Source organism: Polaribacter batillariae, assembly GCF_017498485.1.
Classification (GTDB): domain Bacteria; phylum Bacteroidota; class Bacteroidia; order Flavobacteriales; family Flavobacteriaceae; genus Polaribacter; species Polaribacter batillariae.
Map to the genome: position 1 here is coordinate 3,476,696 of NZ_CP071795.1, position 26,246 is coordinate 3,502,941.

Annotated in this window: 27 protein-coding genes and 1 tRNA gene; 18 read left to right on the plus strand and 10 right to left on the minus strand. The window is 30.5% G+C overall.

The window, feature by feature from the left end; genetic code table 11:
• Window positions 1–3 precede the first annotated feature (3 nt).
• Genes JL193_RS15235 through JL193_RS15245 form a run of 3 tightly spaced genes read left to right on the plus strand, consistent with a single transcriptional unit; the run spans window position 4 to window position 1,854 of the window.
• The gene (locus JL193_RS15235) at window positions 4–402 is read left to right on the plus strand and encodes a hypothetical protein (protein ID WP_207971596.1); all 399 of its coding nucleotides are present in this window, start codon (window positions 4–6) and stop codon (window positions 400–402) included.
• A gap of 43 nt (window positions 403–445) precedes the next feature.
• Window positions 446–1,153, plus strand: coding sequence for a YqjF family protein (locus JL193_RS15240; protein WP_207971597.1), 708 nt, complete (start codon window positions 446–448; stop codon window positions 1,151–1,153).
• Window positions 1,154–1,194: 41 nt separating this feature from the next.
• Window positions 1,195–1,854: a hypothetical protein gene (locus tag JL193_RS15245; protein WP_207971598.1), complete on the plus strand. Its 660-nt coding sequence runs from the start codon at window positions 1,195–1,197 to the stop codon at window positions 1,852–1,854.
• Window positions 1,855–1,993: 139 nt separating this feature from the next.
• On the opposite strand, the gene JL193_RS15250 is transcribed toward JL193_RS15245, so the two are convergent.
• The 3 genes from JL193_RS15250 to JL193_RS15260 all read right to left on the minus strand — a co-directional run bounded on the left by JL193_RS15250 (window position 1,994) and on the right by JL193_RS15260 (window position 6,589).
• Complete coding sequence (locus JL193_RS15250) at window positions 1,994–5,446, minus strand: methylmalonyl-CoA mutase family protein (protein ID WP_207971599.1); 3,453 nt, start codon at window positions 5,444–5,446, stop codon at window positions 1,994–1,996.
• A 73-nt stretch (window positions 5,447–5,519) separates the two neighbouring features.
• Window positions 5,520–6,290: a M15 family metallopeptidase gene (locus JL193_RS15255; protein ID WP_243456774.1), complete on the minus strand. Its 771-nt coding sequence runs from the start codon at window positions 6,288–6,290 to the stop codon at window positions 5,520–5,522.
• Window positions 6,266–6,589, minus strand: coding sequence for a hypothetical protein (locus JL193_RS15260; protein ID WP_207971600.1), 324 nt, complete (start codon window positions 6,587–6,589; stop codon window positions 6,266–6,268). Before JL193_RS15260 ends, JL193_RS15255 begins: the two co-directional genes overlap by 25 nt.
• Before the next feature lie 131 nt (window positions 6,590–6,720).
• Here JL193_RS15260 and JL193_RS15265 point away from each other — a divergent pair, with 131 nt between their 5' ends.
• From JL193_RS15265 to JL193_RS15280, 4 genes are all read left to right on the plus strand, one after another.
• Window positions 6,721–7,266, plus strand: coding sequence for a DUF4136 domain-containing protein (locus JL193_RS15265; protein ID WP_207971601.1), 546 nt, complete (start codon window positions 6,721–6,723; stop codon window positions 7,264–7,266).
• Between the two features lie 71 nt (window positions 7,267–7,337).
• Window positions 7,338–7,502, plus strand: coding sequence for a C1orf53 family protein (locus tag JL193_RS15270; protein WP_207971602.1), 165 nt, complete (start codon window positions 7,338–7,340; stop codon window positions 7,500–7,502).
• Window positions 7,503–7,556: 54 nt separating this feature from the next.
• The gene (locus tag JL193_RS15275) at window positions 7,557–8,264 is read left to right on the plus strand and encodes a DUF4197 domain-containing protein (protein ID WP_207971603.1); all 708 of its coding nucleotides are present in this window, start codon (window positions 7,557–7,559) and stop codon (window positions 8,262–8,264) included.
• 59 nt (window positions 8,265–8,323) lie between these two features.
• Window positions 8,324–8,521 carry a Lacal_2735 family protein gene (locus JL193_RS15280; protein ID WP_207971604.1) on the plus strand — a complete coding sequence of 66 codons (198 nt, stop codon included), beginning with the start codon at window positions 8,324–8,326 and terminating at the stop codon, window positions 8,519–8,521.
• Here JL193_RS15280 and JL193_RS15285 read toward each other — a convergent pair.
• The gene (locus JL193_RS15285; RefSeq protein ID WP_243456775.1) at window positions 8,504–9,256 is read right to left on the minus strand and encodes an ABC transporter substrate-binding protein; all 753 of its coding nucleotides are present in this window, start codon (window positions 9,254–9,256) and stop codon (window positions 8,504–8,506) included. The two genes, JL193_RS15280 and JL193_RS15285, sit on opposite strands and share 18 nt — an antisense overlap.
• Window positions 9,257–9,258: 2 nt before the next feature.
• Window positions 9,259–10,068: an orotidine-5'-phosphate decarboxylase gene (gene pyrF / locus JL193_RS15290; protein WP_207971605.1), complete on the minus strand. Its 810-nt coding sequence runs from the start codon at window positions 10,066–10,068 to the stop codon at window positions 9,259–9,261.
• Between the two features lie 192 nt (window positions 10,069–10,260).
• Here pyrF and JL193_RS15295 point away from each other — a divergent pair, with 192 nt between their 5' ends.
• The 8 genes from JL193_RS15295 (at window position 10,261) to JL193_RS15330 (ending at window position 19,408) form a co-directional block, all read left to right on the plus strand.
• Entirely contained in the window at window positions 10,261–10,764 is a 504-nt protein-coding gene (locus JL193_RS15295; protein ID WP_207970473.1) for a helix-turn-helix domain-containing protein, read from the plus strand.
• The gene (locus JL193_RS15300; RefSeq protein ID WP_243456899.1) at window positions 10,709–11,329 is read left to right on the plus strand and encodes an IS630 family transposase; all 621 of its coding nucleotides are present in this window, start codon (window positions 10,709–10,711) and stop codon (window positions 11,327–11,329) included. Before JL193_RS15295 ends, JL193_RS15300 begins: the two co-directional genes overlap by 56 nt.
• Window positions 11,330–11,745: 416 nt before the next feature.
• The gene (locus JL193_RS15305) at window positions 11,746–14,913 is read left to right on the plus strand and encodes a SusC/RagA family TonB-linked outer membrane protein (protein ID WP_207971606.1); all 3,168 of its coding nucleotides are present in this window, start codon (window positions 11,746–11,748) and stop codon (window positions 14,911–14,913) included.
• 72 nt (window positions 14,914–14,985) lie between these two features.
• Window positions 14,986–16,410: a RagB/SusD family nutrient uptake outer membrane protein gene (locus tag JL193_RS15310; protein WP_243456776.1), complete on the plus strand. Its 1,425-nt coding sequence runs from the start codon at window positions 14,986–14,988 to the stop codon at window positions 16,408–16,410.
• Window positions 16,411–16,636: 226 nt separating this feature from the next.
• On the plus strand, window positions 16,637–17,122 hold the full coding sequence (locus tag JL193_RS15315) for a TlpA family protein disulfide reductase (protein ID WP_207971608.1): 486 nt from the start codon (window positions 16,637–16,639) through the stop codon (window positions 17,120–17,122).
• A gap of 119 nt (window positions 17,123–17,241) precedes the next feature.
• Window positions 17,242–18,000: a triose-phosphate isomerase gene (gene tpiA / locus JL193_RS15320; RefSeq protein WP_207971609.1), complete on the plus strand. Its 759-nt coding sequence runs from the start codon at window positions 17,242–17,244 to the stop codon at window positions 17,998–18,000.
• 272 nt (window positions 18,001–18,272) lie between these two features.
• On the plus strand, window positions 18,273–19,109 hold the full coding sequence (gene prmA, locus JL193_RS15325) for a 50S ribosomal protein L11 methyltransferase (protein ID WP_207971610.1): 837 nt from the start codon (window positions 18,273–18,275) through the stop codon (window positions 19,107–19,109).
• Between the two features lie 23 nt (window positions 19,110–19,132).
• Window positions 19,133–19,408: an ATP-dependent Clp protease adaptor ClpS gene (locus JL193_RS15330; protein WP_207971611.1), complete on the plus strand. Its 276-nt coding sequence runs from the start codon at window positions 19,133–19,135 to the stop codon at window positions 19,406–19,408.
• 93 nt (window positions 19,409–19,501) lie between these two features.
• On the opposite strand, the gene JL193_RS15335 is transcribed toward JL193_RS15330, so the two are convergent.
• The gene (locus tag JL193_RS15335; RefSeq protein ID WP_207971612.1) at window positions 19,502–20,698 is read right to left on the minus strand and encodes an IS256 family transposase; all 1,197 of its coding nucleotides are present in this window, start codon (window positions 20,696–20,698) and stop codon (window positions 19,502–19,504) included.
• A 462-nt stretch (window positions 20,699–21,160) separates the two neighbouring features.
• Between JL193_RS15335 and JL193_RS15340 the strand changes: the two genes are divergently transcribed.
• The gene (locus tag JL193_RS15340; protein WP_207971613.1) at window positions 21,161–21,358 is read left to right on the plus strand and encodes a PID-CTERM protein-sorting domain-containing protein; all 198 of its coding nucleotides are present in this window, start codon (window positions 21,161–21,163) and stop codon (window positions 21,356–21,358) included.
• A 508-nt stretch (window positions 21,359–21,866) separates the two neighbouring features.
• On the opposite strand, the gene JL193_RS15345 is transcribed toward JL193_RS15340, so the two are convergent.
• The 3 genes from JL193_RS15345 to JL193_RS15355 all read right to left on the minus strand — a co-directional run bounded on the left by JL193_RS15345 (window position 21,867) and on the right by JL193_RS15355 (window position 22,392).
• Window positions 21,867–21,940 (minus strand) — tRNA-Arg (locus JL193_RS15345).
• Between the two features lie 58 nt (window positions 21,941–21,998).
• Window positions 21,999–22,229 (minus strand): putative signal transducing protein, encoded by a 231-nt coding sequence (locus tag JL193_RS15350; protein ID WP_207971614.1) that lies wholly within the window; start codon window positions 22,227–22,229, stop codon window positions 21,999–22,001.
• 10 nt (window positions 22,230–22,239) lie between these two features.
• Window positions 22,240–22,392 carry an SsrA-binding protein gene (locus JL193_RS15355; RefSeq protein WP_207971615.1) on the minus strand — a complete coding sequence of 51 codons (153 nt, stop codon included), beginning with the start codon at window positions 22,390–22,392 and terminating at the stop codon, window positions 22,240–22,242.
• A gap of 490 nt (window positions 22,393–22,882) precedes the next feature.
• Between JL193_RS15355 and JL193_RS15360 the strand changes: the two genes are divergently transcribed.
• Together JL193_RS15360 and JL193_RS15365 are read left to right on the plus strand one after the other, a co-directional pair.
• Window positions 22,883–23,833 carry a calcium/sodium antiporter gene (locus JL193_RS15360; protein ID WP_207971616.1) on the plus strand — a complete coding sequence of 317 codons (951 nt, stop codon included), beginning with the start codon at window positions 22,883–22,885 and terminating at the stop codon, window positions 23,831–23,833.
• A gap of 281 nt (window positions 23,834–24,114) precedes the next feature.
• Window positions 24,115–24,999: a hypothetical protein gene (locus JL193_RS15365; RefSeq protein ID WP_207971617.1), complete on the plus strand. Its 885-nt coding sequence runs from the start codon at window positions 24,115–24,117 to the stop codon at window positions 24,997–24,999.
• A gap of 74 nt (window positions 25,000–25,073) precedes the next feature.
• Here the strand turns inward: JL193_RS15365 and JL193_RS15370 are convergent, their stop codons facing one another.
• Complete coding sequence (locus JL193_RS15370; RefSeq protein ID WP_207971618.1) at window positions 25,074–26,099, minus strand: glutamine synthetase beta-grasp domain-containing protein; 1,026 nt, start codon at window positions 26,097–26,099, stop codon at window positions 25,074–25,076.
• Between the last annotated feature and the right edge of the window lie 147 nt (window positions 26,100–26,246).

The window sequence follows — 26,246 nt, forward strand, 5'->3', positions numbered from 1 at the left end:
AAAATGGTACTACAACTTAAAATTATAGGAATTCTTTTGTCGATATTGGCCTTTATACATGTAGGGTTTTCTAAATATTTTAAATGGAAAATCGAATTAAAATCCCTAAGTTTAATCAATCGTCAAATAATGGCAGTACATACCTTTTTTATTGCATTGGTAGTTTTATTAATTGGTTTATTATGCTTAACTTCTTCAAACGAATTAATATACACAAAATTAGGTAAAAGAATTTCTTTAGGATTGGGTGTTTTTTGGAGTATAAGATTGCTGTTTCAATTATTTGTGTATTCGCCAAAACTTTGGAGAAGAAAAAAGTTTGAAACTGCAATGCATATCATATTCACAATTTTTTGGATGTATTTAACTGTAATTTTTTTATGCATTTACAGTCGATATTAAATAGCCCCGAAAGAATTTTATAATAAAAATAAAAAATATAACAATGAGTTTTTTAAAAGCAGAATGGAGAAAATTAATAATGGCAAATTATGAAGTACAGCCAGAAATATTACAAAAATACCTGCCAAAAGGAACAGAAATAGACATTTTCGAAGGAAAATGTTACGTAAGTTTAGTTGGTTTTATGTTCTTAAAGACACGATTGTTAGGTATAAAAGTGCCTTTTCATATAAATTTCGAAGAAGTAAACCTTCGGTTTTATGTAAAAAGAAAAGTAGAAGATGAGATAAAAAGAGGAGTGGTTTTTATTAAAGAAATTGTACCAAAACCAGCACTTACTTTTGTGGCAAATGTATTTTATAACGAGCACTACCAAACCTTACCAATGAAACATTTTTGGAATATCGATAAAGAGAAAATAGAGGTTTCTTACGAATGGAAAGTTAACAATAAATGGAACAAAGTTTCAGTAGAAGCAGAAACAAAACCTCAAAAAATTGCAAAAAAATCACAAATCGAATTCATTGCAGAACATTATTGGGGATATTCTAAGATAAATGCCCAAAAAGCAACAGAATACGAAGTAAAACACCCAACTTGGCAATATTATCCTGTTACAACACACCAAATTCTTGTAGATTTTCAGGCCAATTATGGGGCTGATTTCGGTTTTTTAAACAACAAACAACCCAGTTCTGTACTATTGTTAGAAGGTTCTGAAGTTTCTGTAGAAAATAAAGTTATTTTTTAAAAGTTAATAGATATTTTAAATTTATGTAGTTTTGCCAATGTATGGTTTTGCGAAAAAATAAAAAAAATATAAAAAGAAAATCAGTTTTAATAATCGCCTTTTTAATAGCAGTAGTTAGTTTATCTTCTTGTATAGTAAACAAACAATACGTACAATATATTTCAAAAAAAGAAGATATTAAAACACCCGAAACAAAGAAAGTAATTGTTTTTGCAACCAACGATGTTCGCGTAAATGAATTTAAAAAAACATTTCAAAAAAACTTTCCAGAAAAAAGAGATTTCACATTCAATTTTATGAAAGAATTCTCGAACAAAGGGCTTGCAAACCACCTCTTTTCCGATATTTTAATAGACAGGGACAGTTTTAATTACGAAGATGTAAGTACCAAAAATTCAGACTACATCATATACTTTTCAAATTTCGAAATTTCAAATAGAGTAGAATGGAATAATACTGGAGGAATGGGTGTTAATGGAGTAGGCATGAACACCACTTCTGCAGAATATTGTGTAATTAAAGTAAAAGTTGACATTTATGACGCAAAGACAGATAAAGAAATTTTAGACTTTGTGGTTATAGGAGAAGAATCTGTTTTTATGTTCGATTTTACAAAAACCTTTTACAAAGCAAAAGAAAGAGCTGTAGAGCACATTATTAATTACTTAAAATCGGGTAAAACAGAATATAAAAAGTATTAAATTATAAGATATAGAATTAAAAATCCGCACAATTTGTGCAGATTTTTGGTATTATAGAAATAAGTAAGTCTATAAAATCCCGCTAAAAAAAGGGATAAGCGATTCACACAAAATTCTTAATAGAATTTTGTTTTTCTGCTTACATGTTTCTACGATATTGCCCACCCACTTTAAACAACGCTTCTGTAATTTGGCCTAAAGAACAAACTTTGGTAGCTTCCATTAATTTGTTAAACAAATTTTCGTTTTGAATGGCGGCTTCTTGTAAAATTGCAATTTGTTCTTTTACTTTATTGGGGTTTGCTTTATTCAGTAATTCTTTAGTCTGAATTTGAAATTGCTTTTCTTCTTCTGTAGCACGAATTATTTCTGCTGGCTGTACAGTTGGCGAACCTTTAGAACTCAAAAATGTATTTACACCAATAATTGGGAATTCTCCATTGTGTTTTAGCGTTTCGTAGTACAAACTTTCTTCCTGAATTTTAGAACGTTGGTACATGGTTTCCATCGCACCTAAAACGCCTCCACGTTCTGTAATTCTATCAAATTCTTTCAATACAGCTTCTTCAACTAAATCTGTTAATTCTTCAATAATAAACGCTCCTTGTATTGGATTTTCATTCTTGGTTAAGCCTAGTTCTTTATTAATAATTAACTGAATTGCCATGGCTCTTCTTACAGATTCTTCTGTTGGTGTGGTAATGGCTTCATCATAGGCATTTGTGTGTAGGGAATTACAATTGTCGTTAATGGCATACAAAGCTTGTAGCGTAGTTCGAATATCATTAAAATCAATTTCTTGTGCGTGTAAAGAACGCCCAGAAGTTTGTATATGATATTTTAACATTTGTGCTCTCGCATTGGCTCCGTATTTATGTTTCATCGCTTTTGCCCAAATTTTACGAGCAACGCGTCCAATGACCGAATATTCTGGATCAATTCCGTTAGAAAAGAAAAAAGATAAGTTGGGACCGAATTTATTAATATCCATTCCACGACTTAAATAATACTCTACATAGGTAAATCCGTTAGATAAAGTTAATGCCAATTGTGTAATTGGGTTGGCACCAGCTTCTGCAATATGATATCCAGAAATAGAAACCGAATAAAAGTTACGAACTTTCTTTTCAATAAAATATTCTTGCACATCGCCCATTAATCTTAATGCAAATTCTGTAGAAAAAATACAGGTATTTTGTGCTTGGTCTTCTTTTAAAATGTCTGCTTGTACAGTTCCTCTAACTTGTGCTAACGTATCTTTTTTTATTTGTTGATACACTTCTGATGGTAAAACCAAATCTCCAGTTAAACCTAATAATAGCAACCCTAAACCATTATTTCCTTCTGGCAATTCTCCTTGATATTTGGGTCTTTCTAAACCTTTATCGTCATAAATTTCTTTAAACTTTGCTTCAACTTTTTTCTCTAACTTATTTTCGATGATGTATTTCTCACAATTTTGATCGATAGCAGCATTCATAAAAAAGCCCAATAACATAGGAGCTGGTCCATTAATGGTCATAGAAACCGAGGTCATTGGATGACTTAAATCGAACCCCGAATATAATTTTTTAGCATCATCTAAACAACAAATCGAAACGCCTGCGTTTCCAATTTTACCATAAATATCGGGTCTGTGTCCAGGATCATTTCCATACAAAGTAACCGAATCAAAAGCTGTAGAAAGGCGTTTTGCGTCCATTCCTAAACTTACATAATGGAACCTTCTGTTGGTTCTTTCTGGGCCACCTTCACCGGCAAACATTCTTGTTGGGTCTTCTCCTGTTCTTTTAAACGGATACAATCCTGCAGTAAAAGGAAATTCTCCAGGTACGTTTTCTTGTAAATTCCAGCGTAATAAATCGCCCCACGCTTGGTATTTTGGCAAGGCGACTTTCGGAATTTTAGAATGAGATAGCGATTCGCTGTGTGTTTCAATTTTTATTTCTTTATCACGCACTTTAAAAGTGTAAATGGGGTCTTTATATTTATTGACTTTTTCTTGCCAGTTTAAAATAATTTCCCAATGTAAAGGATTGAAGTTTAGTTTTACTTTTTCGAATTGCGCTAAAAGTAATTTGATAAATTCTTTTTCGTCATCTTTGGCTTGTTTCAGGATCTCATCTTCATCTAAACCACTTTTAGTTAATAATGAGGTCTCGACTGCGCTCGACCAGACATTTTCACCTAAAGATAAAATTGTTTGATAAATTCCGTATAATTTTTGAGCAACAACTACTTGTTCATTTACATCTTTATCATAAGCTCTGTTGTTTTCTGCAATTTCAGACAAATAACGCACTCTTGCAGGCGGAATTACAAAAATCTTTTCAGACATAGCTTCTGAAATTTCCATTTTCGATTTTAAATCAACACCAGTTTTCTCCACTAATTTATCCATAATACGCTTGTACAACGTATTCATTCCAGGATCATTAAATTGTGAGGCAATAGTTCCAAATACAGGTAACTCTTCTTGAGGAATGTCCCATAAATTATTGTTACGCATATATTGTTTTTTTACATCACGTATTGCATCTAAAGCACCTCTTTTATCAAATTTATTGATGGCAACCAAATCAGCAAAATCTAACATGTCAATTTTTTCCAATTGTGTTGCTGCACCAAATTCAGGCGTCATTACATACAAAGAAGCATCAGAATGTTCAATAATTTCGGTGTCTGACTGTCCAATTCCAGAAGTTTCTAAAATAATTAAATCAAATTCAGCAGCTTTTAAAACTTCAATCGCTTCATTTACATATTTAGAAAGTGCTAAATTAGATTGACGCGTAGCTAAAGAACGCATATATACACGTTCGTTATTTATGGCATTCATACGAATTCTGTCACCCAAAAGTGCACCACCCGTTTTTCTTTTGGATGGATCTACAGAAATTAAACCGATTGTTTTTTCTGGAAAATCAATTAAAAAACGTCTTACCAATTCATCTACTAAAGATGATTTTCCTGCACCACCAGTTCCTGTAATTCCTAAAACTGGAGTCTTCGAATTCTTATTTTTAGTATGGATTTTATCTAAAGTTTCTTTTGCAACTTCAGGAAAATTTTCTGCAGAAGAAATTACTCTCGCAATTTTTCCATTTTCTTTATTTGATAAATTTTCGATGCCAATATTTAAAGAATCTCCAATAGCAAAGTCAGATTGTTGTACCAAATCATTAATCATTCCTTGTAAACCTAATTCACGACCATCATCAGGAGAATAAATTCGGGTAATTCCGTAATCCATTAATTCTTTAATTTCTTCAGGAAGAATTACGCCACCACCACCACCAAAAATTTTGATATGGCCAGCACCTTTTTCTTGTAATAAATCGAACATGTATTTAAAATACTCATTATGCCCACCTTGGTAAGAAGTAATGGCAATTGCATTTGCATCTTCTTGAATGGCACAATTTACGACTTCTTCTACGCTTCTATCATGGCCTAAGTGAATGACCTCAACTCCAGTAGATTGTATAATTCTGCGCATAATATTTATAGCAGCGTCATGTCCGTCAAACAAAGCTGCAGCAGTTACAATTCTTACTTTATGAGTAGGTTTATAAGGTTTTATTTGTTTCATTCGTAATAAATGTTTCGTTTTAGGCTTGCAATTTACGGAATTTTCAAAATAAAACGATTGTTTTGTGAAAGTCTTAAGGATTTAAAATTTCTGGATTAATTCCGTTTACATAGTTTTTAATAATATTTAGTTCTTTGGCAAATGCAGCACCTTTAAAATCAGTAATATCATTTAATGTAACATGTGTATTGTAGTACTTTAAATATATAGACGAGAGTGGGAGGTAGGTCCAATGCCATTTTTCTTCATGATAACCTGTTCTTCCATTTTTTTTAGAGGTATATACTTGATAAAATCCAAATTTCGAGGCATTTTTTAGCAGCCAATGGTATTCTTTTAACCCTTTTCCTTTTGTAAAATATGTGTTATTTAAACTGTTGATATCTAAATCTGTTCCCCAATGATGCCTAGATGTTGATGGCATAGAACTAAATTCTAAAATCTTTTTGGCCCTTTTTAAAGGAGGAAGATTTTTGTATTTTGTGTTCCATTTATAATTCCAAATTCTTTTTTGATGATTAAAATTTCGAGTTCCAGAAATAATTTTAAAACGAATGTTATTTTTTTCTGCAGCTCTTTTCATTTTTAAAAAAGCTTTTAAAACCTCTTTTCGTAAGTATATTTTTTTGTTAGAAACCTCTTTTGGTACCAAAACAAAATCAGCATTATTTGTATAATTAAACTTGCCTAAAACATAATTTTTAGTAAGATATTTAGGTGTTTTTGGAATGGTATCGACTTTAAAAGATTTTGTTTTCGTAATTTTTTCTTTTTTCGATGGGTTGCAATTTCCAAAGAAAAATAAACAAAGAAAAAGTTTTATAGATAGTTTAAAAATGCCCAAAATGTTCTGTTTTTAATGTAATTTAAATTTTTTTCGTGCTCATAAGCTTCACGCTCAAAACTAATGTTTTTATAAGCAATATAACTACTTTTGTATTTTAAAAGTTTAATAAACCATTCTAAAATATAAAAAACATAAAAGAAAAACACCAATAATTCTAATTGTTGTTTTAAGTGAATTTTTTCGTGATTTATTAGAACTTTATGCTCTTTGAAACGAGAATTTTTTAAAAATATAAAAGGAAAAAGCGTAATTCCTATAAAACCTTTAGGTACTATATGCTTCGAAATTAAAATCATACTTAAAAATAAAAGTTTGGCATATTTATTGATTATATATTGTAACTCTAAATTAATAAAAAATTAGTGTTAATTTAGACTGAAATTGATAAAATTTCTAAATTAAAACCAACAATTTAAAACCTGTTCCTATGAAGTTATTAAAGCCTTTTGTCTTAATTTTTGCAGTTATTTTGTCTTCTTGTAGCTCTGTAAAAGTTGCTACAGATTACGATTCGAAAGTAGATTTTTCTAAATACAAAACCTTTGCATTTTACAAAACAGGCATCGACAAAGCAGAAATTTCTGATTTGGATAAGAAAAGAATTTTACGTGCCATTGAAAATGAATTAGAGTTACAAGGTTTTTCGAAATCGGAAAACCCAGATATGTTGGTAAGTATTTTTACAAAATCGAGAGAAAAAGTAAACGTTTCTCAAAACAATTTTGGCTACGGTTTTGGTTGGGGTTGGAACCCTTGGATGTGGAATGGAATGAATAACAATGTAAATGTTTCGCAATATACAGAAGGCACTTTATTTATCGACTTTATCGATAAAGATAGAAAAGAATTGGTTTGGCAAGGTGTTGGAACAGGGGCTTTAAAAATGAGTAATAGAGAAAAGAAAGAAGCTAGAATTAAGGAATTTGTAAAAGAAATTGTTTCGAGATTTCCTCCAGGAAAAGAGAGAAAATAAAAATTAGCGTTCTTAGGAACGCTTTTTTTATGGATTAAAGGTTTACTTTTGCACTAACAATTTAATTAATAATGTACCATAAAATACTGCCTTTAGAAGAAGGCGATTTTTACTTTAACGAACAAGGTTATAAAGTTTTTACAGAGAAATTTCATTTAAAAAGAGGTTACTGTTGTAAAAACGGCTGCAAACATTGCCCTTATGGCTATGATAAAAAAACAGATAGTTTTAAATAAAAGTGACTTTTAGATAAAAGAAGTTTCCAAACAATAAATAATTTAGAAAAAATAATGAAGAAAATTTTAGTTTTATTAGTAGCAATTAATTTTGCAGGATGTGCAGAATTGCAAAATGTTGTAAATAATTTACCAAATGGTACAGGTTTAAGTCAAGATCAAATAGGTAAAGGATTAAGGCAAGCTTTAGATAATGGAATTAAAAATCAGGTATCTAAATTAACTTCTAAAGACGGGTTTTATAGAAATGAATTGGTAAAAATTGTGTTACCAAAAGAATTGCAAGCTGTGGACAAAGGTTTGCGTAAAATAGGACTAAGCAATTTGGCAGACGAAGGCATTAAAGTTTTAAACAGAGCAGCAGAAGATGCTGTAAAAACGGCAACTCCAATATTTGTAAATGCGGTGAAAAATATTACGTTTGCAGATGCAAAAGATATTTTATTAGGAGACCAAAATGCGGCAACTTCTTATTTAAAAGCAAAAACTTCGCAAAAACTATTTGCAAGTTTTAGTCCTGTTATCGATAAATCTTTTTCTAAAGTTGGTGCAGATAAAGTTTGGAATCAATTAATTTCTCGATATAATTCCATCCCTTTTGTGAGTAAAGTAAATCCAGACTTAACACAATATGTTACTAATGAAGCTTTAAATGGGGTTTTTACAATGATTGCAGTTGAAGAAAAAGGCATTCGTGAAAAAGTTGGTTTAAGAAACACGGCACTTTTAAGACAAGTTTTTGCGTTGCAAGATAATAAATAATCAACTAATTTTATTTTTAAAGAAAATATTCGTTATATTTAAATTCCCAAAAAAATAAAATGTCACGAATTAACCAATTACAAACCTACAGAAAGCACCTAGAAGACAGGTATAGTAAGCTTTTAGAAAAATCAAACGATTATAAATATATAGACGAATCTAAAAGCGATTTTGCCGCTTTTAAAGCGATGAAAATTTTAGATAAAATAAATAGAATAAGCTATTTAGATAGAGATGTTTTATATACTTTCTCTTAGTTTTTTAAAATAGCCAAAAGCTTTTAAAAGCCTGCTTCCATACCAAGAAAAATATTCGCCATCCACTAAAATAATTTTAGCGTTTTTAGCATATTGTCGAATTTCCGTTATGTGGTTTTCCTTAAAGGGATAAGGTTCCGAAGACAGTAAAATAAAATCCGATTGTTTTAAATTTTCTATAGTAATTTCTGGATATCTAGATAGGTTTTTATAGACATTTTCAAACTTACTCAAAGTCAGTAAATAATTAATAAAAGTATTATTTGCAGCGATCATCCAAGGGTTTTTCCAAATAAAATAAACAACTTTTAAAGTGGGTTTGTTTTTAATAAATTGATAAAAATCTTCAATAATTGTATTTAATTTTAAAATTAAATTTTGTGCTTCTTTTTCTTTAGAAAAAAAGCCTCCGTAAATTTTTATCAATTCTAAAGTATCGTTAATTGTGTAAATTTCTGAAGTATGAGTTTGTGTAATTTTTTCACAAGCTTCTACAATTTCTTTTGTGTTTTCTTCTTTATTACAGAGAATAAAAGTGGGGTTTAACGCTTTTATTTTATCAAGATGAATCGTTTTTGTGCCACCCACCACCATTTTTGATTTTCTAATATTTTTGGGGTGTACACAAAATTTCGTAACACCAACAATCGCATTCTCTAAACCTAAGTCAACCAACAATTCAGTTTGGCTAGGCACTAAAGAAATAATCCGAAATTTATGACTAGAATTTATCAAAACTATAAAAAAGCTTCCATTTCTTGTTGCAATTCTTTGGCTTTTTCGGCTGCTTTTTCAGCAAAATCAACTTCATTAGAAGCATAAATAATTCCTCTGGAAGAATTTATTAGCAACCCCACATTTTCCGAAAGTCCGTATTTGCAAACATCTTTTAAATTACCACCTTGCGCTCCAACACCAGGAACTAATAAAAACGAATTTGGTACAATTTTACGAATTTCAGTAAAATAGGTTGCTTTTGTTGCGCCAACAACATACATTAAGTTTGTAGAGTTTTTCCAGTTTTTAGAAGTTTCTAAAACTGTTTTATAGAACTCTCGATTACCAACTTTTTTTGTTTGAAAATCAAAAGCACCCTCATTAGAAGTTAAGGCCAACATAATGGTATGCTTATTTTCGAAAGCTAAAAAAGGCTCCACAGAATCTTTACCCATGTAAGGTGCTACAGTTACAGAATCGAAGGCCAAATCTTCGAAAAAAGCTTTTGCATACATGGTAGAGGTGTTGCCAATATCACCACGTTTTGCATCAGCAATCGTAAAAATTTCGGGATAATTTTCATTCAGGTAATAAATCGTTTTTTCCAAAGATTTCCAGCCTTTTAAACCGTAAGCTTCATAAAAAGCAGTGTTGGGCTTGTAAGCAACGCATAAATGCTGCGTAGCATCAATAATGGCTTTGTTAAAAGCAAAAATAGGGTCTTCTTCTTTTAATAAATGTGCTGGAATTTTATCTAAATCTACATCCAAACCAATGCATAAAAAAGATTTTTTCTTTCGAATCTGAGCGACTAATTCTTGTGTGGTCATAATTTTTATAAAGTTTCACAAAAATACTTAATTTAGATTTTAATTTGTAAGTTTTTAAGTCCTGTTATAAATAATTTTTTTTCTAAAGTTGGCTGGCGCAGATAAAGTTTGAATCAATTACTAATATCATTTAAACTTTGAATTCAAGATAATATTTATTATCTTTCGGGGTAAAATTTATTATCTTTCAATATGCCAAAGAAAATTACCTTATCGATTAAAGAAGAATCTGTTGAATTGCGAAAACTATATGAGTCTACCACTACAGAATTACGAAGAGATCGTTTAAAAATGTTATACTACATAAAGTCCGGGAAGTATATCTATCGTAATGCAATCGCAAAGAAGCTTGGCAGACGTCCAACCACCATAGGCAATTGGATTAAAGACTATGAAACAGGAGGCCTTTCAAATTTATTAGAAATACATAGCGGAGGTAATAATACCGTTCATATTTCTGATAGAGCAAAAGCCTATATCTCCAAGACATTATCTAACAGCGATACCACCATAACTTCCTATATAGAGTTACAAGCTCATATAGCCGAAGATTTATCAGAGATGATAAATTATGGTGCACTTTATGCACATTGTAGGCGAAAACATAAGTCTAAGCTAAAAGTATCAAGAAAGTCACATTATAAAAAAGACCCGAAAGCCGAAATGGTTTTTAAAAAACCTAGAAAACACTTTTAAATTATTTAGAACAAAACTAAATAAAAATAACTTTGAATCGGTCAATTTATTTTTTCAAGATGAATCTCGTTTTGGATTAATCACCAAACAAAAAAGAGTCACTACAGCTAAAGGCGTTAAACCTATAGCAAAGTACAAACATAGTTATCAGAGTAAATGGCTATGGGGAAGTTTTTCACCCATTACAGGTGAGAGTTTCTGCATGCTAACAGATACTGTGTGTAAAGACTTTTTTATTGAGTATTTAACAGACTTAAGTGCCTGTAATCCTTTGGAACTAAAAATTGTAATTATTGACAATGCAGCTTTCCACTCTACTAAAGATGTAAAATTGCCTGATAATATTATCTTATTACCTATCCCTGCATATTGCCCTGAACTAAATCCAGCTGAAAAAGTTTGGCAATACCTTAAAAGTAAAATTGCAATGAAAATTTATGACACTTTAGATATACTAGAATCCAAAATAGAGCACCTAATTTATCAAATGGATAATAATACCATTAAGTCTATAACCGGATATGAATTTTATCTAAAATCTTTTTATAACGTTTTTAATGTTTAAATGGTATAAATATAACTCTATCCCTTAATTGTTAGCAAAGTGAATCTAAATTTAACGTAATATGTTACCAAAGAAGCATTAAAATTAGTGTTCAAGATGATTGAAGTTTGGGGAAAAAGCATTCGTGAAAAAGTTGGTTTAAGAAATACAGTACTTTTAAGACAGAGTTTTGCCTTGCAGGATTAAATCGAAATAGAGAAAAAAAGAAAATGAATTAAAGGCTATTTTAAGTAATTCTTGTTTTTGTAAATTAGAGACAAAGATATTTGACAGGCTAGTTATTAAAGTATGATACAAGGCATGACTAATTAAGGCCGTAATTATTTTTTAAGAAAAAATTAAGATTTTTGGTATAATATTTCTTTTTTTAAGAAAAAATTAAGATTTTTGGCGTAATTAATTCAAATAATTATATAATGAAGACAAATTTTAATGGAATTTTAACGTTTTTTATAGCGTTGGTTGTGCAAATAACTTTTGCTCAACAAAAGACAATTTCAGGTAAAGTTTCTGATGAATCAGGGCCATTACCAGGAGTTAGTATTTTAATTAAAGGAACTAGTAGTGGAACAGAAACTAATTTTGATGGAAAATATTCTATCAAAGCAAAATCTGGCGATATATTAGTTTTTAGATATCTGGGTTACAAATCTATTGAAAGAACGGTAAGTAATTCAAATACTATCAATGTAACTTTATCAGAAGATTCAAATGTGTTAGAAGAAGTTGTTGTTGTGGCTTATGGTACTCAGTCTAGAGCATCGCTAACTGGATCAGTAAGTGTTATTAACTCTGAGCAAATTGAAAACGCAACCTTTTCTAATCCTGTTAAAAGTTTAGAAGGTTTAGTATCCGGATTAAGAGTAATTCAAGCAACTGGTCAACCTGGAGCCGATCCAATTATTAGAATTAGAGGGTTTGGTTCTATAAATGCGGATAGTGCACCTCTTATAGTTTTAGACGGAGTACCTTATACTGGAAGTTTAAGCAGTATCAATCCACAGGATATTGAATCTACAACTGTTTTAAAAGATGCTTCTTCCACTTCTTTATATGGTAATAAGGCTTCTAATGGAGTTTTATTAATAACTACAAAAAAAGGATCTAAAACTAAGACTCAAATTAATATAGATACAAGAGTTGGTGTTACTCAAAGAGCAACAAAAGAATATAACATCACGGGTTCTCCACAAGAATTTTACGAGACATACCATAGTGTATTAGCTAACTCTGAATTCTATGCTCAAAATGTAGCCGGTAATGCTATATCAATTCAAGAAGCAAGACAATTTGCTTCAAATAATTTAATTGATAGATTGGGGTATAACTTGTATGATGTTGCAGATAATGTTTTGATAGACCCTACTACAGGAAGATTAAATTCTAATGCTAATTTATTAGTTAATGATAGATGGGAAGACGTACTTTTTAATGATAATGCAAATTTTAGCTCTACAAATTTAAATATATCGGGTGGGTCTAATAATGTTGCTTACTATTTCTCACTTGGAACAGAAAAAAACAATGGTTACGCTGTAGGTAGTGTATTTGAAAGACATACTGCTCGAGTAAAAGTTAATGCTACAGAAATATCTAATATTTTAGATATTAGTGGAGATGTTTCTTATGCTAAATCTAATAGTCAATTTGTACCTGGTGATGGAGGAAATACTTTTTCCAATGCTTTTTTCTGGACTAGAAGAATAGCTCCAATTTATCCAGCATTTCAATATGATCAGAACTGGAATCCAATTTTAGATTCAAATAACCCAGGAGGATTTGCTTATGATTTTGGTGTTCCTCAATTTTTTCCTGATGGTAGTACAAGAGGACCAAGAAATTATGCGCCAGGAGAACATCCTTTGGCGGTTATAGATAATTCAATAGAGACTATTGAAAGAGATAATTTTAATGCTGCTCTTAGAGCGAAAGTAGATTTACCTTTTGAAATAAAGTTTGAGTACGTTATGAACTATTTAACAGAAGTGGATAAAGGTATAGATTTTACAAAGCCAGGGGCAGGAGCTTTTGCAGCTGCTCAAAATGGTTTGCTCACGAATAATAGAAATAATTTTTCTGCATTTACAAATCAACAATTATTAACTTGGAAAAAGAATTATGATAGAAGCAGCTTTGATGTTCTTTTAGGACATGAGACCTATGTAGAAAACTTTACAACATTGTCTTTAACAAAGTATAATATTGTAGGAAACTTTAGTCCAATCTTGGATAATACTTCGGTTTATATAGGCGCAAGTAATTATAATACTAAATACACGACAGAGGGGTACTTTTCAAGATTTATTTATGGTTTAGATGATACTTATTATTTAACTTTGACAGGAAGATATGATGCTTCTTCTGTATTTGCTCCTGATTCACGTTGGGGTGCCTTTTGGTCAGCTGGTGCTTCATGGGTTTTAAGTAATGAAGATTTCTTAAAAAATTCAGATATAATTAACTACTCCAAACTAGCTATTAACTATGGTACAACAGGTAATGATAGAATTTTCTTACCAGGAACAAGTACAAGAAACTTTTTGACATATGAAAATCAGTATAATGTGAATGAAAATAATGGAGCACTTACATTGCAACTTTCGTATTTAGGAGATGATGCCATTACTTGGGAAAAAGCTGCAAGTTTGGATGTAGCTTATGAAATGAGATTATTCAATAGAGCAAATCTTTCTTTAGGGTATTTTAGAAAAACTACAGAGGATTTATTATTTAATACGCCTATTGGTCCTTCTACTGGACAGAGCTCAAGATCTGCTAATTTTGGATCAATGGTCAATAGTGGTATTGAAGTAGAGTTGGGGGTTAATGTAATTCAAAAAGAAAAACTAAATGTAAACTTAAATGCTAATGTTTCGACTTTTAAAAATGAAATAAAAGAGTTACCTAGAGATTCTATTCAAGTAGGAAATTTTAGAAGAGTTGTAGGAAGAAGTATTTTTGACTATTTTATGAGAAGATCTGCAGGTGTTAATCCAGATAATGGAAATGCTCAATGGTATAAAAAAGGTACTAATGGTGAAGACGAAATTACTGAAGTATTCAATGAAGCTGACAGGTACTTTTTAGATAAACAAGCTATACCAGATTTAACAGGTGGTTTTGGAACTAATATTGAAATAGGAAATTTTTCATTAGGCTTGCAATTTGCTTTTCAAGTTGGTGGATATGGAGTTGATAATGAGTATTTTGGACTTTTAGGTGCTACTCAAAACGTAACTAATATTGTAGATTATGATAAAACTTGGACTTTTGATAATCCAACAGCAAGATTACCGAGAGTAGATCCTCTAGCTGCAGATCAATATAGGGTATCCGATATTCGTTTAATTGATATGAGTTATTTGAGTCTAAACAATATTAACTTAGGTTACACATTAAAAAATGAAGTTACAAAAAAGTATCATATTGATAGTATTCGTTTTTATGGAACTGTGAATAATGCATTTCTTTTATATAGTGCAAGACAAGGGTATGACCCTAGGTTAAACTCTTTAGGTGAATCTTCTGCCGAGTTTGGAGCAAATAGAACGATTGCTTTTGGAGTAAATTTAAAATTAAATTAAAAAAATAATAAAATGAATAAATATAGAATTTCAAAAAAGCAAGCTTTAATTACATTAGTATTTGTTTTTATTGTGAACCTTTTCGTTTCCTGTGATAATTTCGAAAGAGATTTTCAAGATGAGAGGTTTTTAAGTGAAGAACATTTTACTGAAATTAACAATTCTGGAGGAACAACTGGAATTGTAGCATTAGATGGTGCTTCTCTATCCTATTTTAGAGATGGAGAAGATGGCGAAATCGAATTTGGTATTAAATCTATTGATTTAGGAATGGATTTAAGGAGTAATGACATGGATATGAGTAGAAGTACTTGGTATGGCGCATACCATAGATACGACAATACTGTATTAACGTCTGGTAATAATGATTTTATGTGGGAATTTTTCTACAAAGCAATTAATAATGCCAACCAAGTTATCAGTTTAATTTCTGATGAAGCCCCAGAAGAATTATTGGTTTACAAAAGTAAATCATATGCTTACAGGGCTATAAGTTACTTTTATTTAATAAGAATATATCAACACACTAGAGCTGATGATAGTACACCTGCAATCCCCATAGATTTTGGAGATTTTGTTGGCGAGTCTAAAGCTACAGTTGGTGAGGTCAAAAAATTAATTTTTGATGATTTAACAGCTGCCTATGAGGGCTTAAAAAATTATACGAGAGCTACTAAAGAAGAAGTTGATGCTAATGTTGTAGCTGCTTATTTAGCAAGATATCATTTAACTTATGAGAATTGGTCTGAGGCTGAAAAATATGCTGATATAGCTATGAAAGCTGGAAGTATTAGTGCAGATGTTGCTCATGGTTTTGATGAGCTTTCGCTCTCTGAAGCAATATGGGGAGCAGTTGTTACTCCGAACACGTCTGAAGTTTATCAATCATTTTTCTCGCATATAAGTCAAATTAATGATGGGTATAGTGGGTGGAATCATTTTAAGACAGCTAACTCGAATTTAGTTGATGCTCTTCCAGCTTCTGATTTAAGGCACTCATGGTTTGCTGACCAAGAATACCCTCCTGGAGTTGTAATTGTACCAGGTACATGGCCTCATTATAACAGAACACCTAAATATACTAGTTTAAAATTTATAGCTCAACCAGGTCCTGGGCAATTTATTGGTGATTATATTTATCTCAGAAATACTGAGTTCATTTTAACAAAAGCAGAAGCTTTGGCAAGACAAAATAAGACAGCTGAAGCTCAAAAAACTCTATTTGATTTAAATTCTGTTAGAGATTCTAACTATACATTATCTACTAATACAGGTCAGGCTTTAATTGACGAAATTTTATTTTACAGAAGAATTGAATTATGGGGAGATGGAGTAGCTTCTTTTGATATGGCAAGGCTTGGTTTGGGGCTTAATAGAAAAGATGGTAGGGTTAATTTAGTGCAGCCTGGTGCAGATTTGGTCATACCTCCTTTAGATACAAAAATGATTTATGAAATACCTCAAAGAGAAGTGGATGCAAATCCAAATATTAATTAAATAGTATTATTTTTAGTCTATAAAAAGTTAAAAAGCACTGAATTGATTATTTTCAGTGCTTTTTTATTTTGACTTACTTATCTACATCAGTAATTGCATTTCTTTTTATAGCTCTTGTGTGGTCATAATTTTTATAAAGTTTCACAAAAATACTTAATTTAGATTTTAATTTGTAAGTTTTTAAGTCTAAAGAAGACAAAAATTTCGAAACCCTTTGAATTCTATAATGAAAAAAATACTTCTAATTTTTATAATTTTAGTGTCTAGTTGCACTTTCGAAAAACCGACAGAATTTTCTGAATTGGCACTAAAAGAGAAAGCATATACAGTATCTAACGAACAAATTTCTATTCAAGAAATTCTAAATAAATATAAAGGGAAAAAGATTTTAATAGATGTTTGGGCTTCATGGTGTGGAGACTGTATAAAAGGACTGCGAAGTGTTAAAAATCTTCAAAAACAATATCCAGAAGTTGTTTTTTTATTTTTATCTGTAGATAAAAATAAAAGAGCATGGAAAAACGGTATTGCAAAATTTGGTATTACAGGAGAACATTATAATTTACCTAAAGGAATGAAAGATGGCGACTTCGTAGATTTTTTAAACTTAAGTTGGATTCCCAGATATTTAGTGATTAGCGAGCAAGGAAAAATTAAGCTTTTTAAAGCAACAAAAGCATCAGATGCTAATATTGTTGAAGCTTTAAAATAATACATATACATCGTTTTAGTAACTATTTCTATTTCCTAAAATATTTTAAAGAGGATTTCTTAAATTTACCACTTAGAATTTAATAACAAACTTCTGTAAAAAGAACCAAATTTATACACATGAGAACTAAGATTGTAGCAGGAAACTGGAAGATGAATAACGACAAAGAGCAGACTAAAAAATTGATTAAAAGCCTAAAAAAATCAATTAAAAAAATGCCTCTTAAAAACACAAGAGTAATTGTGTCGCCAACATTTGTAAACCTTTCTTCTGCAGTAAAAAAAGCAGAAAACTCTAAGATAGAAGTCGTTGCGCAAAATATGCATCAGGCTACAAATGGAGCTTTTACAGGTGAAGTTTCTGGAGATATGTTAAAGGCAATTGGAGTAAAAACGGTTATTTTAGGACACTCAGAAAGAAGAACTTATTTTGGTGAAACTGATAAAAATTTAGCAGAAAAAGTAAATACGGTTATTGATAAAGAAATGGAAACCATTTTCTGTTTTGGAGAGTTGTTAGAAGACAGAAAATCCGATAATCATTTTGCAGTTGTAGAAAGCCAACTAAACAATGCCTTATTCCATTTAGAAGCAAAAGATTGGAAAAACATTATTTTAGCGTACGAACCAGTTTGGGCAATTGGTACAGGAGAAACTGCAAGTCCAGAACAAGCACAAGAAATGCACGCATTTATTAGAAGTATTATCGAGAAAAAATACGATGCAAAAGTAGCAGAAAAAGTATCTATTTTATATGGTGGAAGTGTAAAACCAACAAATGCCGAAGAAATTTTTTCGAAACCAGATGTAGATGGTGGTTTAATTGGTGGAGCAGCTTTGCATGTAGATGATTTTACAGCAATTATTGCCGCTATTTAGTAGTTGTAAAATCAAAAGAAAACAATAAATTTGAAGCTGTCTCGAAAGTAATAAAACTTGTCATTTCGACTATAACAAGACCTGTCATTTCGACTGTAGTAAAACTTGTCATTTCGACTGTAATGGAGAAATCTTACTTACTGAATTTCAGTATTTTATATTTTTAGATAACTTCGTTTGCTACTTTCAATCAAAATATATTTTGATTTTAGTAATGCTTAAAATAACAGTTGAATTTACTTTTGTGACAGCCTTTTTTTTGAAATACAATTATGGACAACATTTATATAGAGTACAACTTTACAGTAAATCCGAAAGAACCCGCAACTGAAATTTTAATTGCAGAATTAGGGAATGTTGGTTTCGAAAGTTTTGTGGAAACTGAAACAGGTGTAACTGCATACATTCAAAAATTAGATTGGAATGCAGCAATTTTAGAATCTATTTTTGTGTTAAATTCAGATGAATTTTCAATTAATTATAATAAAAATGAAGTAGCGCAAACCAATTGGAATGCAGAATGGGAGAAGAATTTCGAAGCAATTCAGGTTGATGGTTTGGTAAGCGTTCGTGCGCCTTTTCACGAGAATCCAAACTTAAAATACGATATTGTAATTGAACCAAAAATGAGTTTTGGAACAGGACACCATGAAACGACTCATATGATGATTCAACATTTATTACAATTAGAACTAAAAGATAAAAAAGTGTTAGATATGGGTTGTGGAACAGGAATTTTAGCAATTTTTGCTGAAATGAGAGGCGCAAAACCATTAGATGCTATCGATATTGATAATTGGTGTTACGAAAACTCATTAGAAAATGTAGCACGTAATAATTGTAGCAACATTTCCGTTTACGAAGGCGATTCTTCTTTATTAGTCAATAAAAAGTATGGTGTAATTATTGCAAACATCAATAGAAATATTTTATTAATAGATATAAAGGTGTATGCAAACGGTTTAAATAAAAATGGCATTTTGTTGCTAAGTGGGTTCTATCAAGAAGACATTCCAATTATAGATGCAGAAGCTTCTAAATACGGTTTAAGTTTAAATACATTTATAGAACGTAACAATTGGGTTTCGTTAAAATATGTAAAAGAATAAATAATATTTTTTATTTTTGCAATATGAGTGCAAAAGAAAAAATTCAGGAAGAAATAGATGTTTTAGATCAAGAAACATTTCAGTATGAAATCGTTTTACATAACGATGATGTAAATACGTTCGATCACGTGATCGATTCTTTAGTAAGCGTTTGTGATCATACTTTAGAGCAAGCAGAACAATGTGCAACCTTAGTGCACTATAAAGGAAAATGTACTGTAAAGTCTGGAGAGTATAAAGATTTAGAACCTAGGTGTTCTAAATTGTTGCAATTAGGTTTGTCTGCAGAATTGGTATAAATGATGGATAACATTCTAGATTATTACCAGTTTTCTAACTTTTTGACACTTTCCCACAAAGTGTGTAAGTTAAAAATTACAGGATTAAATTTTTCATAGTTTAATCCTGTTTTCAAATATAGCCAAAAATTGGTTAAGAATGATACCCCAATTTCTAATAGGCAATGTCCATTTTTTTGTTGATTCTCTCAAAGCTAAAAATACGGATTTAATTACAGCATCATCTGTTGGATATGAGAGTTTGTTTTTAGTGTATTTTCTAATTTTCCCATTTAAGTTTTCAATTAAATTTGTGGTATAAATAATGGTTCTGATTTCTAATGGGAAATCGAAGAAAACAGTGAGTTCATCCCAATTGTTTTCCCATGATTTAATGGCATAAGAATATTTGGATTCCCATTTTTCTTTAAAGTCTTCTAAGGCTGCTTTTGCTGCTTCTTTTGTAGGAGCTGTATAGATTTGCTTCATATCTCTTGTAAAGGCTTTTTTATCTTTCCAGACTACATATTTACAAGAGTTTCTGATTTGATGAACCACACATATTTGTGTTACTGAATTGGGAAAAATAGTTTTAATGGTGTCTGTAAATCCGTTTAAATTATCAGTTGCTGTAATTAAAATGTCTTGTGTTCCTCTGGCTTTTATGTCGGTTAAAACGCTCATCCAAAAAGAGGAAGATTCGTTTTTTCCTAACCAAAGTCCTAAAACTTCTTTTTTACCATCTACTCTAAGACCAACAGCAATGTAAATTGTTTTATTGATGACTTTGGAGTTTTCACGAACCTTAAAAACGATGCCATCCATCCATACAATCAGATAAGTAGCTTCTAAAGGTCTATTTTTCCAAGCAATAATGTCAGCTGTAATTTTATCTGTGATTCTAGAAATGGCTGAACTAGAGATGTTAAAATTATACAATTCCCGTATTTGTTCTTCAATATCTGTAGTACTCATTCCTTTGGCATATAAAGAAATAATCAGGTTTTCAACTCCATCTGCAGTACTTTCTCGCTTTTTAATAAGCATTGGATTGAAAGTAGCATCGCGATCTCTTGGAACTTTTATTTTAGTTTCTCCTAAATGCGTCTTTATTGTTTTGGTGCCATAGCCATTTCGTGAATTAGGATTGTTGCTTTTTTGATGCTTATCGTAATCTAAATGTGCATCTAATTCGCCTTCTAAAATCTTTTCTACACCACGTTTGTGCAGTTGTTCTATAAAACTGGTTAGTTCTGAACCTGTTTTAAATTGTTTTAAAAATTCTTCGTTTAATAAATCTTCTGGTTTCATAATAAAAGTGTGTTTATAAATTTAGTGATTATTTAATCGTAAAGTTATTTCCGAAATTTTTCCTCATGGAGCAATTTAAATATTGCTCTAGAAAAATTTCAGAATAACTTTACTTACACACTTTTTGGTTTAGTACCAACTTTTTTAAAGACAAAAGTGGTTTTTTTTCTGGGAATGAAATCTCTTTTACAGAATTAAATGAAACTCATTTTTTAATTTTTGAAAAAGAAAATGAGCAATATAACTTGTATGTCTCTAAATATACAGGAAAGCAAGATATTGGAGAAAAAGCTCCGGAAATATTGGAATCACTTATAAAAAACTACGATAAAAGTATTCCAGAACATAGAATTACACTTCGAAAATATATAGAATAATTCAGCAAATATCTCGAGTTATTTTTTACAAAAAAACATGTGACTTTTTTTTACCCATGTGTCTTAAAAGAGACAATAAGACAAAATGGGCCCTAAAAATATTTTAATAATAATTTTATTAATACTTCCTTTTATAGGATTTGCTCAGCTTGCACCACCATCACCATCACCAGGCCCACCACCACCACCACCTGGTTTACCAATTGATGGTTTTTCTGGCGCTTTGCTTGCTTTGGGGGTAATTTACGGAGTTAGAAAAAAATATAAAGATAGTAGTAGTTAGTATTTATATACTAAGTTTGGTTAGACAAAAAGACCTTAGGCAAATGCCTAGGGTCTTTTTAATCGAAAAGAATTTCTTAAGACTCTGGCTTGGGGTTTGCGTTGAAAATATCACTTCCGAGAAAACGGAAATTTAAATATAACATTTTGGTTTTTTGACCTTTTTAGGTGAGAATAAAACTAGCAAAATACCTCTGTGTTTCTGCCTCGAGAGTAGTTGGTTTTAAGAAATTATTTATCTATGACTTGTTCTAAGTATTTTTCAGTTCGAGCATTACTGAAATCAAAATATATTTTGATGGAAAGTAGCAAAACGAAGTTTAGAGAGCAGTTGTAAAATTAGTATTTTAAATAAATCTCGACCACGCTTAATTTGATGCTTACATTAAAATATTGATAATGAGTGATTTCGTATATGGTTTGCGTCAAATTCACGTTAGTAGATGTAAAAAGTGTGAGCATAAAAAAACCAGTGATTTCCAAATCGTTAGAAAGTACTGGTTTTAAAGTGACCATGGCAGGATTCAAACCTGCAACCTCTTGAGCCGTAATCAAGTGCGCTATTCAGTTGCGCCACATGGCCTTTTTGCGGGTGCAAATATAATAGAGTTTTTTGACATTAGAAAGCAGATTTGCTTTTTTTACGAATTTATTTTTTCGTTGTAAGCATCTACAATAGGTTGGGCTTTCTTTATGTCGCAATTTAAGACAAATAACTCAACAGAATTGCCTAAAGGCGCAAAGCCTGCTAATTTTCCAGAATTTACATGGTCTTTAATTATAGAAGAGATGTTTTCTTCCTCTAACAACTGTTTTAATCTATTTGTTAAAATAGAAGATCCTGTAAAAATTTTAATGTGTTCATCTTTCATAATTAAGTTTTTAGTTAAGTGAATTCTTGGTAACAAAAGCTTTCCAACCAATTAAAGCTAATTGTAATTTAGTAGCTTTAGCAATATGTAATCCTTTCTTTGTGTAAGAAGGTAAAATGGTTTTATTAATCTTGGCAAGAATTTTAAAAAATTGTTTTTTCATTTTATGCGAACTCTAATCAAATTTAATAAAAATAAACAACTCTTTTATAGAATTGTTTAAAGTTAGTCGATTAACATAAAATCGAAAAAATAAATTCAGAAATGTCTTTAATAATTTTAAGTGCGATAACAATCATAATTATAAGTTTTTTGAGTTAGTATTTTGGTGTATTTTTTTATTTTTTTGTGAATATATGCACATTAAAAAAACACGACCAAATCATTTTATACTTTTTAATGAAATTAATATTATATTTATAACTAAAAAAATACAATTTGTTTTAAAGTGTAAGTATGTTAACTATAAATATGTTTTATAATGTAATGTAAAATTTTATTATATTGTATTTCTGTAAGGAAGTAAAGCAGCAAAATATCTTAAAATTTAAATGTAAAGAAGATTTTGTCTTTATAAACTAAATTTTATACGTTTTCATTATTTCTTTTTTGGAAAGTCTATAAAAATGTATCTTCGTAAAAAATAAAAATTTATGAGTTTTTTTTATGTGGTAATAGGGCTTATTTTATTAGTTCTTGGGGGCGATTTTTTGGTAAAATCTTCAATAGGCTTATCATTTAAATTAAATATCTCTAAAATGGTTATTGGTATGACAGTTGTTTCTTTCGCAACCTCTGCCCCAGAACTTTTGGTAAGCTTGCAAGCTGCTTTAGACGGTTCTCCAGCCATATCTATAAACAATGTTATTGGTTCTAATATTGCTAATATTGGTTTGGTATTAGGAATTACAGCGATTGTTGGTCCTATTGTAGTAAGTAAAGATTTTTACAAGTTAAATTGGCCTGCAATGATGCTTTTTTCTTTAGTACTCTATTATTTTTTATATAATGATCGTATCTTAACTTTTATAGAAGGTTTAATTCTTCTATTTAGTTTGTGTATTTTCTTAATAGTTTTAATACGTAGCGCAAGAAAAGAAGAAGTTTCTTTAGATGAAGTAGATGATGCTTTGGCTGAAATTGGTTACGGAAAAATATTTTTCTGGTTAATTGTTGGTGGAGTTGCTTTGTATTTTGGTTCAGATTTATTAGTAGTGGGTGCTAAAGACATTGCACAAAGTTTAGGCGTAAGTGAAGGTGCAATATCTATAACGATGATTGCAATTGGAACCAGTGTACCAGAATTGGCGGCATCTATAATTGCTGCAGTAAAAGGAGAAAAGGCAATTTCTTTAGGAAACTTAATTGGTTCTAATATTTTTAACATTGCATCTGTATTGGGTTTTACTGCGCTTATAAAAGAAATTCCGGTTACAGAAGCTCAAATACTATCTAGAGATGTTTTTTGGATGTTAGGTTTTGCAGTAGTTTTGCTTCCTTTGGTATTTATGCCAAAGAAATTTGTTTTAAGTAGGTTTAAAGGAGCTTTTCTGTTTTTTGGATATGCATTGTTTATTTATTTAGTCTTTAAAACTACGGCATAAAAATTGGTTTTTAGCAACAGTTGTAAAAGTTGAAGCGATAATATTAAAGATTTTTTTATTCTCAGTACTCTAAACATATTCCTCTAAATTTAACATTAATTGATTGTAGATAAACGTGATTATAAATACGATTACTTACATTATCGTTTGGTTAAGGTAATGTAAATAAGTTTTTTTTAATTATATTGTTATATAAATTTATAGCAATAACAAAAAAAATAAAGAAAATGATTTTAAAAAAAACAAAACAAACAATTATTATTTCTTCAATATTTTTAACATTGATGGGATGTGGAAAAACTGATAATGATTTAGAATTTAATGTTGATTCTACCATTGAAAATAGCATTAAAGAGGAAAATCCACAAGTAAAGAGTCAATTTGGAAATATAAATTGCACTTCAACAACTTTGAACAATAGCGTTAGGAAGACTAGGTATAATCATGATACTAAGAAAACAGAATTTTATTGGGCAAACGATACTTTTACATATTGCTTTTATCAAGATGCTTCTAATGTAAACCCAAGTTCAGGAGTGAATAGTTTAGCTTGGAATTCTAATTCTAAAGTCCATAGTAATGTTTCAGGAAGTACAATTAGTAGTATAAGTCAATTTTTAGGGTCTTTAGATATTAATGCAGGTGCAACTATCACAATCTGTATAGATCAGCCAAGCCCTAATTCGGATATGATGTTTAGAAATTTATACAATAATGTTAAAGATATTGGAGAAGCTTTTGTAGAAATAAGTCAAGGAATGCATACTAAAGTTTTTGGGTTTTATCCAAGTACAGAGGTAAAGCCAGTTATAAATTTAGAAGCTTCAGGAGTATTTAAAGATAAAAGCTCGACCTCTTATGATGTTGGTTTAACTTTTGGAGTTACTGGTTCTCAGTTATCAGAAATAATTGATCGTGTTGAGAAAATTGAGTCTTTAGGAGTAAATTATAATTTTTTAACGAATAATAATATTAACTTGATTAATGACGTGGCTTATTTATCAGGTTACGCTGTATATAATCCAGAAGTGCTATGGAACGGAGATAATAACACTATAATTGGTTATGCACAAAGTGCTGGAATTATGGGGCAATATTTAAGAAACACTTCTATTAATTCAACAATATTTACAGAGTTTGGTTATTCAGGAACTAGTACGAACTAATTTTTAACTTTAACCTCTATACTAAAAAAGCTCGCAAATTTTATTTGCGAGCTTTTTAGTATCAAATATATTTCTTAGCTAATATTGGCAGACTTTACAGTCTTAATAATTCTACCAGCAATTTTGTATGGATCTCCATTAGAAGCTGGTCTTCTGTCTTCTAGCCAACCTTTCCAGCCTTTTTCTACTGTAATAATTGGAATTCTAATAGAAGCTCCTCTATCTGAAACTCCATAAGAGAAATCGTGGATAGATGCTGTTTCATGATCTCCAGTTAAACGTTGGTCGTTAAACTCACCATAAACTTCGATATGTTCTTTTACAACAGGTCTAAATGCTTCACAAATTTTCTCATAAGTCTCTTTAGAACCACAAGTTCTTAGTACAGAGTTAGAGAAGTTTGCGTGCATACCAGAACCATTCCAATCCATGTCTTTTCCTAATGGTTTTGGATGATATTCAATATACCAGCCATATTTTTCTGTTAATCTATCTAACAAATAACGAGCAATCCAAATTTCATCTCCAGCTTTTTTTGCGCCTTTAGCAAATAATTGAAATTCCCACTGACCAGATGCAACTTCCTGATTAATTCCTTCAAAATTTAAACCTGCATCAATACATAAATCTGCATGCTCTTCAACTAAAGATCTACCATGAGTATTTCTTCCACCAACAGAACAATAATACATTCCTTGAGGAGCAGGATAACCACCAACAGGGAAACCTAGTGGTAATTGAGTTTTCTTGTCCATTATAAAGTACTCTTGCTCAAAACCAAACCAGAAATCATCATCTTCATCATCAATTGTAGCTCTTCCGTTAGAAACATGTGGTGTTCCGTCTGCATTTAAAACCTCTGTCATCACTAAATAACCATTTCTTCTTGCAGGATCTGGGTAGATTGCAACAGGTTTTAGTAAACAATCAGAAGAATCTCCTGAAGCTTGTCTTGTAGATGATCCATCAAAAGACCACATACTTAATTCTTCTACTGTTCCTTGAAAATTTTCATGTTCTTCGACTTTGGTTTTGCTTCTCATATTCTGAGTTGGATAATATCCATCTAACCAAATGTATTCTAATTTAATTTTTGCCATAATAAATAATTGAATGTGTAATGTTAACACCACAAAAATGAAATTTTTTCTATACATATCAAAAAAATAAGGGGTTAAATGTTTATTTTTGCACAAAAATAATTTTATCCCTAATTTTAATAAGGGTATATTTGATTATAAGTAAAA